The organism is Streptomyces sp. 130, assembly GCF_007096885.1.
Classification (GTDB): domain Bacteria; phylum Actinomycetota; class Actinomycetes; order Streptomycetales; family Streptomycetaceae; genus Streptomyces.
Genome location: NZ_VJNO01000015.1, coordinates 99770 through 110487 on the forward strand (window position 1 = coordinate 99770; position 10718 = coordinate 110487).

Genomic DNA, 10718 nt, shown 5'->3' on the forward strand with positions numbered 1-10718 from the left:
CTCCTGGATTGCCTGGTCGTGGAACGTCCGCGCGCACACGGGCGTGCGTGCGGATCCGAGCGTAAGGGGCGACACCGACAGAGGGCCCGGGGTTGTACGGAACCGTTGTGGTTCCGCTCACTCCGGCGTGACCGTGCCGTCCGTCAGACCGTCGTAGAGGCCCTGGACGAGCTGTCCGCCGAGGCGTCCGGCGAGACGCAGGGCGTCCTCGAACGCGGCCAGCGCGCGGAACCGTTCGCCGTAGCGCCGCTGCTCGGCCAGGGGCAGGCGCGGCAGTTGGAGGCGCCGGGCGTCGAGCCGGGTCGCGGTGGAGGCGTGGCTGCTGGCCTGCCGGTTGTTGGTGGTGCCGCGCAGGAAGCCGGCGAGGAACCAGGGGTCGAGCACGGCCGGGTCGGGGCGCAGCAGCTGGAGGTTGCGGCCGAGCGCGGCGCCCGCGGTGGCCTCGTCCACGACCCGGACGACGGTGACACCGCCGAGCACGGGCACGACCACATCGCCGGCCGCGACGAGGACCGGCTCCTCGGGGCCGCCGCCGGCGGCCGGGGCGCCGGAGGGCGGGGTGCCGCCCAGCACGTCGTGCTCGGTGAGGACGGGGCCGGTCCCGGTGCCCGCGCCGCCGTGGCGGAGCTGGAGGGCGCCGGCCCGGGCGAGTTCGCCGAGGGTGGTGAGCGGGCGGTGCGCGGGTGCGGTGGCGGCGGGGGGCGCCGGGGTCAGGGTCGTGGCGAGGCCCAGGGTCCTGGTCAGCCGCTCGCGTACGCCGGCCAGCTCGGCGGGTCCGCCGGTGGCGGCGGGGGACGGGAGGTGGCGGGCGGGGGCGAGGTCGACGTCGTCGTCGAGGAGTTCGATGACGGGGACGGTGCGGGCGGCGGCGGAGTGCGGTGCCGTGGGCTGCGGGCGCTGTCCCTCGTACGCGTGCCAGGCGTCGAGCACCGCGTGGCGCAGGGCGGTCAGGTCGAGGCGGTCCCGGCCGCCGCCGGTGGTCTGCTCGGCGGGCTCGGCGGTGTCGACCAGGAGCAGTTCGGGGTTGGGCCGCGGTTCGGTGCCGGGCCTGCGCAGCACCCACAGGTGGAGCGGGATGCCGTACGGGGGTGCGGCGCCGGCCGGGAGCGCGATGACGGCGCGCAGGGCGCCCCGGCGCAGGAGGTCGGCGCGGATGCGGCGGCCGGAGCGGCGGGAGGCGGCGGCGGGCGGCATCAGCAGGACGGCGGTGCCGCCGTCGCGCAGCCGGGCCAGCGCGTGCTGCACCCAGGCGAGTTCGGACTCGGTGCGGGCGGGGAAGCCGTACTCCCAGCGGGGGTCGTAGGCGAGTTCGTCGTGGCCCCAGTTGCGCTCGTTGAACGGCGGGTGGCAGAGCACCGCGTCGGCGGCCAGGTGCGGGAAGGCATCGGTGCGCAGGGTGTCCCCGGTGCGCACGTCGACCGTGCGGCCGGCGGGGGCGGTGCGGGGGGTACCCCCGGTGCGCAGGGCGAGGCGGAGCGCGGTGACGGCGGCGAGGCCGGGGTCGCTCTCCTGGCCGTGGAGGGCGGTGGGGCGGCTCGTGGCGGCGGGGCCTCCCGAAGCGCCCGCCGGGCCCAGGGCCGCGGTCAGCAGGGCGCCGGTGCCCGCCGCCGGGTCGAGGACCGTGCGCACGCCGGGTCCGCCGGTGCCGGCCAGCTCCGCCATCAGCTCGGCGAGACCGGGCGGGGTCAGCGTGTACTGGCGCGGGTTGGCGTCGAGCTGACGGCCGAGCAGAAATTCGTACGTCTCCCCGGCGGTTGTCCCGGCGGCCAGCTCGGCGGCGCCGCGCAGCAGCGGCACGGACGGCAGCAGCTCGGCGCGGTCCGGGGCGCGGACGGCGCGGCCGTTCCCGGCGGGCCCGAAGCGGTCGGCGAGGGTCTCGGCCAGCGCGAGGGAGAGCACACCGGCCATCCGTTCGTCGGACACGCCGGTGATCTCCCGCCAGGCGGCGGGGCTGCGGTTGACCAGGAGCAGGGCGCAGCCGGTGTGGATGAGCGCGGTGACGGGGCCCGCCGGGTGGCCGGCCAGCTGCTGCCAGACGCGTTCGCGGAGGGGGACCTCGACCAGCTTGCCCTGGTCGCGCAGCCACCGCTCGACCTCGGACAGGGCGAAGGACGGGCTGGTCTCGGTGCCGCCCACGGGCTGGGGGAAGTCGGCGTGCCGGCGGCGCCAGTTGCTGACGGCGGCGCGTCCCACGCCCGCCAGGCGGGCGATTCCCGCGGCGGTCACCTCTGTCGCGTTCTCCGGCACTTGCTGTCTCCCTGTGCTGTACCGCTGGCGGGTCGGCCGCAACCCGGCGCACAACGTTGTGCGCTGGTCGGGGGCGAGCATACCGACCCGTACACAGCGGTGCACCCGCCATCGATTCACGGCGTGCACGAACCCGTTGCGCGTGAATGCTGTTGACTCGGTTCACAGATGATGCTGTGATTGACCCGTCGCTGAACGAGCGGCGCCCGGTGGAACCGCTCACCGCTCACTTCCGTACTTGCCGAAGGGCAGACCCATGTCCCAGTTCACGCAGCCGCCGCAGTCCCCGCAGCCCCCGTACTCCCAGCCGCAGCCGCCGTACGGGCCCGCCCACGCGCCCGGCCTGCGCCCCGCGCGCAACGGGCTGGGCGTCACCGCCCTGATCCTCGGGCTCATCGGCGCGGTGTCCGGCCTCATCCCGATCCTCTTCTGGCTGGCGGGCATCCTCGGCACGATCGCGCTGGTCCTGGGGCTGGTGGGCCGGGGCCGCGCCAAGAGGGGCGAGGCCACGAACAAGGGCATGGCCACGTTCGGCACGGTCCTCGCGCTGATCGCGCTGGTGATGTCGGTGGTCGGCGCGGTGATCACCTTCAAGGCGGTGGACGACGCGGTGGACGACCTGAGCACGGCGGTGTCCGACACGAAGGCGTCCGCGAAGCCGAAGGCGGGCGGGGACGCCGGCAAGGGCGAGGAGAAGGAGAAGGCCGGCGACGACAAGGCCGGCAAGGAGGAGAAGCCCACCGGCGAGGCGCTGGAGGCCGGTGACGCGGCGGTGTACGACGACGACCTCACGGTCACCGTGGGCGACGCCACCACGTACACCCCCGGCGAATACGCGATCGGACACACCAAGGGCAACAAGGCGTACCGCGTCCCCGTCATCATCGAGAACGCGGGCAAGGAGAAGTTCGACTCCGCGCTCGTGACCGTCGAGGCCCGGGCCGGCGAGGACGGGGTGGAAGCGGAGCAGATCTTCGACGACAAGGTCGGCGAGGGCTTCAGCGGCACGATCCTGCCCGGCAAGAAGGTCACGGTGCTCTACGCCTTCGACGCGCCGGCCGACGTGAAGAACCTGACCGTCGAGGTCAACCCCGACTTCTCGTACGACTCGACGCAGTGGGACCTGAAGCTCTGACCCGCGCGGCGCGCCCGCACCCCATGGAACCCGCCCCCAGGGCGGGTTCTGCGCGTCGGGGCCCCCTCAGGGGCGCTCCCCCGGCCAGGCGGCCAGCGCGAGTTCGGCGATCTCGGCCAGCTCGTCCGGGCCCGCCCCGTCGCAGGAGCGCTGCGACATGCCCTGGACGACCGTGGCGAAGTACCCGGCGAGGACCCGGGGGTCCACCCGCTCCGGAAGTTCGCCGGTGCGCTGCGCGTCCCGCAGCCGCGCCTCCCACGCCTCGATGTTGCCGTTGCGCACTTCCCGCAGCCGGGCGCCCACCTCGGCGTCCTGCGGGGCGACGTTCGTGGCCGCCGTGATCACCATGCAGCCCGCCGGGTGCGAGCGGTCGGCGTAGATCCGGGCGGCCTCCCGCAGGATGCGCGCGAACGCGCGGTAGGCGGTGGGCTCCTGCTCCAGGGCGTCGCGCATGAAGCTCCCGCCCGGCGTCCTCCCGTACGCGGCGACCGCCTCCTCGAAGAGGGACCGCTTGTCGCCGAACGCGGCGTAGAGGCTCGCGGGCCGGATGCCCATCGCCTCCGTCAGCTCACCGATCGAGGTCGCCCCGTAGCCCCGCTCCCAGAACAGCCGGACGGCCGCCGCGAGCGCGGCGTCCCGGTCGAAGGAGCGCGGGCGCCCGCGCGCCGCACCTGTCTCACCCATGCCCCACATTCTAGAGCGCCCACTCAAGAAGTCGTGCTACGTTCTTTCTGTAGCGATCACTCAACAAATTGCTGAGAGGTAACAGCCATGTCTGCACGCGCACTTGAGGGCAAGGTCGCACTGGTCACCGGCGGCAGCCGGGGCATCGGCCGGGGCATCGCGGAACGGCTGGGGCGGGACGGGGCCGTCGTCGCCGTCGGCTACGCCCGGGACGCGGCGGCGGCCGACGAGGTCGTCGAGGTCATCCGGAAGAACGGCGGCACGGCGTTCGCCCTCCGCGCCGAGCTGGGCGCCCACGGCGACGCCGCGGCGCTGTGGGAGGCGTTCGACGAGCGGATCACCACGTACGCTCCGGGCGGCGGGGTCGACATCATCGTGAACAACGCGGGCGCCGGGCTCTACTCCGAGCTGTCCTCGCTCACCGAGGAGGCGTTCGACGCGGTCTTCGCCGTCAACGTGCGGGCGCCGTTCTTCATCGTCCGCCACGGGCTCGGCCGGCTGCGCGACGGCGGCCGGGTCATCAACATATCCAGCGGCGCGGCCCGGATCGCGATGCCGAGCATCATCGCCTACAGCGCGACGAAGGGCGCCCTGGACAACTTCACGCTGAACCTCGCCAAGGAGCTGGGCCCGCGCGGCATCACGGTCAACTCGGTGGCCCCCGGCATCATCGACACCGACATCAACGCGGACTGGCTGCGCGGCGACGCCGAGGCGGAGCGGGGCGCCGCCTCAGTGGCCGCCCTGGGCCGGGTCGGACAGCCGCGCGACGTCGCGGACGTCGTGGCGTTCCTCGCCTCGGACGACTCGCGCTGGGTGACGGGGACGGTGATCGACGCGACGGGCGGCTCGGGGCTCTGAGCGGAGCGGGCCCCTTCACGGGGCCCTCCACGGCCCCCTTCACGAGCCACTTCACGGGGCCCGCCCTGACGGTGTGTCAGCCGCCGCACTGCTTCAGCATCATGTCCTTGTCCGCGCTCGTCACCGGCAGGTCGTACTTCAGCGAGACCTGGGCGAAGCGGAGCACGTACGCGCAGCGGATCGGCTTGTACGGCGGCAGCCAGGTCGCGGGGCCCGCGTCGCGCTTGGCGTTGTTGGCCGGACCGTCCACGGGGATGAGGTTGAGCGGATCGTTGGCGATCTGCTGCCGCTTGGCGTCATTCCAGTGGGCGGCGCCCATCTGCCAGTCGTACGACAGCGGCATGACGTGGTCGATCTGGACCTTGGTCGCCTGCTGCTTGCGCCACTCGATGGTCTTGCCGGTGTACGGGTCCTTGAGCGTCATGGACACGACCACGCACTTCGAACCGGAACGCAGCCGGACGTCCTTGCCGTCCCGGGCGAGCAGGTCGTTGCGGGTGTCGCAGCCGTTGTGGGACAGGGGCACATCATCGACCGAGTCCTTCCACGCGTACCCGAACTCGTCCCGTTCGTAACCGGTCTTGGGGCCGCGCCCCTTGGTGGCGACCTTCTCGATGATCTTCCGCGCCGCCGCCCGGTCCTGCTCCGACGTGAGGGGGGCGAGGCCGGGCTTCGTACCGTCGCCATTCACCAGCGGGCTGGCGCCGAAACCCGAGACGGACTGACCGCCGCCGTCCGCGCCGCCGCCGGAGGCACCGGTGTCCGAGGGCAGCTGATCGGGATCGCAGCCGCCCAGCACCAGCACGGCCGTGGCGGCCAGGGCGGGCACCATCGCTCGACACACGCGGGGAGATATCACTCGTAGCCGTCCTGACGGTGAGAAAGCCGAACCAACCAGGGAATACTACGAATGCCTTCCCCGCGAGGAGGATTTCATGGCTGCGCGGTCTTCCCGCGTGCGGGCCGGACCACACCTCACCCCTCACACCTTCCCGATCCCCAACGTGTTCTCGGACGGCAGCAGCCCCGAGCCGATCGCCGCCACCCACAGCGGCCCCAGCAGTTCGGCGAGCCGTTCCCGCTCCTGTGCCGCGAGCACCCGCCACGGCCCCGCCGCCGCCTCGTCCGTGCGCCGCTCGACCTCCGCCCGCAGCGCCCGGCCCGCCTCGGTCGCCGTGCCGTCGGCGGCCACCAGGCCCCGCTTCTCCAGTCGTTCGCGCGCCGCCCGCCACTCACCCGCGTCCCACCCCCGGCTCGCGAACACCTCGGCCGGGGCCGCCCCGATCGCCGCGAAGGAGACCAGCGCCTCGACCGGGTCCAGCTCCGCGTCCGCCAGCGCCGCGAGGTGGCCGTCGCCCCGGTGTTCGCGCAGGACGGTCGCCGCGTGCCAGACCGCGAGGTGCGGTTCGTCCGGGACGGGCAGCGCGGCGTTCGCGGCGGCCAGCGGCCGGTCCGCCGTGTCGGCCGCCTCCACCACGCGCCGGAGCAGCGCGGCGGCCTCGGCCGTGTCCGGTGCGGCGGTCCTGTCCCCCAGGAGCGACCGGTACGCACGGTCGACGGCCCGGCCGCGCGCCGCGAGCACCGCGTCCGGCGAGGCGACCGTCCAGACGGCGGGGACGTACGCGCCCACCATGCGCGGGCTGAAGCTGTAGAACGTCTTCCCGACCCGGTCCGCCCCCGCCGCGCCCCGGGGCGCCGCCCGCCAGGCGAAGTAGCTCGGCCACCGCTCATCGACCGCGTACCCGAGGGCGGCGGCCTCCTCGTACGCCTCCGGTGCGTAATAGAGAACGGCGTGCACGGGCTCCAGCAGATGCCACAGCTGCCGTACGCGACCCAGCTCATCGGACATGTCCACACCTTCCGCCACACACCGGCCACCATCTAGCCACTGCCTAGATCCCCAGAGTGCGCGCGATCCGCGAACTTGTCAACGACTAGATCCGGCGTAACCTGCTGTCCATGACCAGCGACCGCGCCTACCACCACGGCGACCTGCGACGGGCCGTCCTCACCGCCGCCCTCGACGTCATCCGCACCGAGGGCCCCGCCGCGCTCAGCCTCCGCGACCTGGCCCGCCGGGCCGGCGTCTCCCACGCCGCCCCCGCCCACCACTTCAAGGACCGCACGGGCCTGCTCACCGCGATCGCCGCCGAGGGCTACGGCCTGTTCGCGGACGCCCTCGCCGCCGCCCCGGATCTCCGCGAACGAGGCGTGGCGTACGTACGGTTCGCAGCGACGCACCCGGCGCACTTCCAGGTGATGTTCCAGCCGGACCTGTACCGCACGGACGACCCGGACCTCCTGGCGGCGAAGGCCCGGGCCACGGCGGAACTACGTGCGGGCGTCGCCACCCTGAGCCCCGCCGACGACCCCCGCCTCACGGGCATCGCCGCCTGGTCCCTCGCCCACGGCTTCGCCACACTGCTCCTCAGCGGCAACCTGACGGACGCGGTGGGCGACCGCGACCCGGAGGAGGTCTTCCGCCGCGTGGGCCGACTGGTGTTCAGCCCCGGGGACGCATCCGGCCAGTGAGGGCCTATTCGGCCGTGAACTCGTACTGGACCTCGTACAGATGCCCGGCCTTCACCATGACCGTGGCCTCGATGGGCCGCTCGTCCTCGCTGTAGACCACGCGCAGCGTACGCAGCACCGGCAGCCCTCCGGGCAGGCGCAGCGCCTGGTACTGCTCCTGGGTGGGCACCCGTGCGGACACGCGGTCGACGCTGAGCCGTGGCGGGTACCCCAGCTCCGCGAGAAGCGTCGGGGTTCCACCCGGGATCTTGCGGCGAGCCGTCATTGCCGTGCCGCTGACGATGTCCAGCGGGTAGTACGAGGCAACGAGCTCGGCGGGTTCGTCATCGATCACGAGCAGCTGGCGCCGCAGCAGTGCCGGATCACCTCCCGGAAGCCTCAACGCCTCCGCGACATCCGCCGGTGGCTGGACCTCGGCGACTTCGAGCAGCGTGCTGTGAGCCCGGGAGCCGCCCTTCGTCGCTTCGGTCAGCCAGCGGTACGGTTCCCCCGCACCTGCCGGGGCCATGGACGCGGCCGGGCGAACGGTCCGCTGGCGGTGCTCGCGGACGGTCACCGACGCACCCGCCCTGCCGATCACCAGCCCCTCGTCCTTGAGCAGCTGCACCGCCTCCTGGACCGTGGCGTTCGAGGCGTCGAACCGCTGCTTGAGGTGGGCCGTCGAGGGCAGGTTCGCGCCGGGCGCGAGGTCTCCGCCCATGATCTGGTCCCTGAGATCGGCCGCGATCCGCTCATGCAGGGAACGTCGGTCGGCGGCGTCGGCTTCGGGTCTGGGCACGGTCATCCGATCCTGGTCTCGTAACGCAGCTTCTGGCGTCGCGGGGGCATGGCCATGACGTCGACCTGAATGGGCCGGCCGGCCTCGTCCAGGGTGAGCCGCGTCAGTTGGAGGACCGGGTCTCCCTCCGGCATCGCCAGCTGCTCGGCCTCGGACCCGGTCGCCCGCCGCGCGGTCACCTCTTCACGTACGCGTACGCCGACGTGGCCCAGCTCCGCCAGGAGCCTGACCGCCCCACCGGGGATCCTGGCCGTCCCGGCGAGGCCGGTGCCGCCCGCGATGGCCAGCGGGTAGTAGGTGTCCGTCAACTCGCAGGGCTCGCCGTCGAGGTACATGATCCTGCGTCGGGCGACGACGCTCTCCCCGGCCGCCACCCCGAGCAGCTCCGCGACCACTTCCGGGGCCTCCACCTCGCCCGCCTGGACGATGCGCTGGCTCCCCCGGCGCCCCTCGGCGGCGGCCTCGGCCGCCCAGGTGTCGCCCGGAGCGCCGGAGGGCGCGGCGAGGTAGGGCGTCGACGTACTGACCCATTCATTACCGCCCATGCGCTTCTCCTCCGCAGCTCCCACCGACACGACACCCAGCGTGCCTCATCTCCGGACGGGAGGCCCAGTCGCCTCCCCACCAGAGAGCACCTTGCCGCCTTTCACGAATAGCAGTAAGATCGTCGCCACGTTACAACCCGCAAGCAAGGCGGTGAACCCCCGTGTCCCTGGTGCAGCAACGACGCTTCACCCGCAGGCGCACCTCTGTCGGTGCCTCACGCGCGTTCGTTACCGGCGTCCTCGCCGAGTGGCAGCTCCACACCTTGATCGAAAACATAAGGCTGTGCGTCTCGGAACTCGCCACCAACGCATTGCTGCACGGTGTGCCGCCCGGCCGCGAGTTCAGCGTCGCGCTCCACCGGGCCGAGGACCAGGTACGGCTGGAGGTCCGCGACAGCGGACCCGGTCAACCACGCGTCCAGCAGGCCGCTGAAGTCGCCTGCTCCGGCCGCGGCCTGCACCTCGTCCGGGAACTCGCCGACGACTTCGGAGTCGATGACCACGTCGTCGGCAAGACCGTATGGCTGATCTTCAAGACCTCGTCATGAGGGTCAACTCTCGCGTTTCGCCATGGGCGTGATCAGTCCCGACCTCTCCTGTCGCCCCCGGTCAACAACTCGCCTCCACAACTGGTCCATTCGGCTGCAAACGAGCGATCGCACTTCATTCCCCTCCGCCCGGCTGCCGACAACCAACGCATGATCATTTCTCCCTCACGACGTTCCAAGGCCCTCGCCGCCGCAGCAGCCACCCTGTGCGCGCTCACCGTCTCGGGCGCGCTGCCCGCCTCCGCCTCCGGCTCCCGTGCGGTGCCGGCCGCCGCCGAGGCGCCCCTGCTGGTGTCCGTGGGCGACAGCTTCATCTCCGGTGAGGCCGGGCGCTGGGCAGGCAACAGCAACCAGAGCGCCAACGGATACTCCGGCACCGACCGGGCCTGGGACCCGGCGACCCGTAAGAGCGACCCGTACCGGGTGTACGGGTCGTCCTACGACAACGGCTGCAACCGCTCCGACGTGGCCGAGGTCCAGTCCGTCACGCTCGACGTCAGCCGCCTCAACCTCGCCTGCTCGGGCGCGACCTCGAAGGCGGTGCTCCTCCCGGAGAGCGGCGGCGCGCCGTTCAAGGGCGAGCGCTCGCAGGCCAGGGAGCTGGAGGACGTGGCGATCGGCCGGGCGGTGCACGCGGTCGTCGTGTCGATCGGCGGCAACGACCTCGGCTTCTCCGACATCATCACCGGCTGCGCGACCGAGTTCGTCAAGCCCTTCGGCGGCAAGCCGTGCGCACCGGACGCGGCCGAGCAGGTCGCCGAGCGCCTGCCCGGCGTGCGGCAGGCGGCCGTGAACACCCTGGCCGACGTGCGGACCGCGCTCGACCGGGCGGGCCACCCGGCCGGCTCGTACCGGCTGATCCTCCAGTCGTACCCCTCCCCGCTCCCGGACGCCGGCCGCATCCGCTACCCCGGCGAGAAGTACGACCGGCTCAAGTCCGGCGGCTGCCCCTTCTTCGACAAGGACCTCACCTGGGCGCACGACGAGCTGGTCCCGGAGATCAGCTCGGTCCTGGCGGACGCGGCCGACGAGGGCGGCGCGGAGTTCCTGGACCTGTCCCGGTCGTTCGAAGGCCGCGAGGTGTGCTCGACCTCCACCCGGCAGGCCGACGCCACCCACGCCCCCTCCGGTGACACCAGCGAGTGGATCCGCTTCGTCACCTCCGGCTACGGGCAGGGCCAGCAGCAGGAGTCCCTGCACCCCAACCGCTACGGCCAGCAGGCCCTCGGCACCTGCCTGACCCTCCAGCTGGAACAGCCCTCGGGCGACCGCCGCTGCACCAACACCCCGGGCCAGGGCCCCGCCGCGATGCGGTTGGACTCCATCGGCTGACACCTTCGCGAGAACGGGAACGGGTGCGGTACGCCGTCGGCGTACCGCACCCGTTC

General features: G+C 72.9%; 11 protein-coding genes. 5 read left to right on the forward strand and 6 right to left on the reverse strand.

The window, feature by feature from the left end:
- Window positions 1-117: 117 nt before the first annotated feature.
- Complete coding sequence (locus FKN01_RS15685; RefSeq protein ID WP_143620782.1) at window positions 118-2247, reverse strand: N-6 DNA methylase; 2130 nt, start codon at window positions 2245-2247, stop codon at window positions 118-120.
- Between the two features lie 256 nt (window positions 2248-2503).
- On the opposite strand from FKN01_RS15685, the gene FKN01_RS15690 reads away from it, so the two are divergent.
- Complete coding sequence (locus FKN01_RS15690) at window positions 2504-3382, forward strand: DUF4190 domain-containing protein (protein WP_143620784.1); 879 nt, start codon at window positions 2504-2506, stop codon at window positions 3380-3382.
- A 66-nt stretch (window positions 3383-3448) separates the two neighbouring features.
- Here the strand turns inward: FKN01_RS15690 and FKN01_RS15695 are convergent, their stop codons facing one another.
- On the reverse strand, window positions 3449-4075 hold the full coding sequence (locus tag FKN01_RS15695; protein WP_143620853.1) for a TetR/AcrR family transcriptional regulator: 627 nt from the start codon (window positions 4073-4075) through the stop codon (window positions 3449-3451).
- A 78-nt stretch (window positions 4076-4153) separates the two neighbouring features.
- On the opposite strand from FKN01_RS15695, the gene FKN01_RS15700 reads away from it, so the two are divergent.
- A complete protein-coding gene (locus FKN01_RS15700) occupies window positions 4154-4927 on the forward strand; it encodes an SDR family oxidoreductase (RefSeq protein WP_143620786.1) in 774 nt (257 codons plus the stop codon).
- Between the two features lie 76 nt (window positions 4928-5003).
- Here the strand turns inward: FKN01_RS15700 and FKN01_RS15705 are convergent, their stop codons facing one another.
- Together FKN01_RS15705 and FKN01_RS15710 are read right to left on the reverse strand one after the other, a co-directional pair.
- On the reverse strand, window positions 5004-5759 hold the full coding sequence (locus tag FKN01_RS15705; RefSeq protein WP_143620788.1) for an HNH endonuclease family protein: 756 nt from the start codon (window positions 5757-5759) through the stop codon (window positions 5004-5006).
- Between the two features lie 150 nt (window positions 5760-5909).
- A complete protein-coding gene (locus FKN01_RS15710; RefSeq protein WP_143620790.1) occupies window positions 5910-6776 on the reverse strand; it encodes an SCO6745 family protein in 867 nt (288 codons plus the stop codon).
- Between the two features lie 110 nt (window positions 6777-6886).
- Here FKN01_RS15710 and FKN01_RS15715 point away from each other — a divergent pair, with 110 nt between their 5' ends.
- The gene (locus tag FKN01_RS15715) at window positions 6887-7459 is read left to right on the forward strand and encodes a TetR/AcrR family transcriptional regulator (RefSeq protein ID WP_143620792.1); all 573 of its coding nucleotides are present in this window, start codon (window positions 6887-6889) and stop codon (window positions 7457-7459) included.
- Between the two features lie 4 nt (window positions 7460-7463).
- Here the strand turns inward: FKN01_RS15715 and FKN01_RS15720 are convergent, their stop codons facing one another.
- Both FKN01_RS15720 and FKN01_RS15725 read right to left on the reverse strand, forming a co-directional pair.
- Complete coding sequence (locus tag FKN01_RS15720) at window positions 7464-8243, reverse strand: GntR family transcriptional regulator (RefSeq protein ID WP_143620794.1); 780 nt, start codon at window positions 8241-8243, stop codon at window positions 7464-7466.
- Window positions 8240-8782 carry a GntR family transcriptional regulator gene (locus tag FKN01_RS15725; protein ID WP_143620796.1) on the reverse strand — a complete coding sequence of 181 codons (543 nt, stop codon included), beginning with the start codon at window positions 8780-8782 and terminating at the stop codon, window positions 8240-8242. The genes FKN01_RS15720 and FKN01_RS15725 overlap by 4 nt, the downstream gene beginning before the upstream one ends.
- 161 nt (window positions 8783-8943) lie before the next feature.
- On the opposite strand from FKN01_RS15725, the gene FKN01_RS15730 reads away from it, so the two are divergent.
- A complete protein-coding gene (locus tag FKN01_RS15730; protein ID WP_143620798.1) occupies window positions 8944-9330 on the forward strand; it encodes an ATP-binding protein in 387 nt (128 codons plus the stop codon).
- Window positions 9331-9480: 150 nt separating this feature from the next.
- Entirely contained in the window at window positions 9481-10662 is a 1182-nt protein-coding gene (locus FKN01_RS15735; RefSeq protein ID WP_185992853.1) for a GDSL-type esterase/lipase family protein, read from the forward strand.
- Window positions 10663-10718 lie beyond the last annotated feature (56 nt).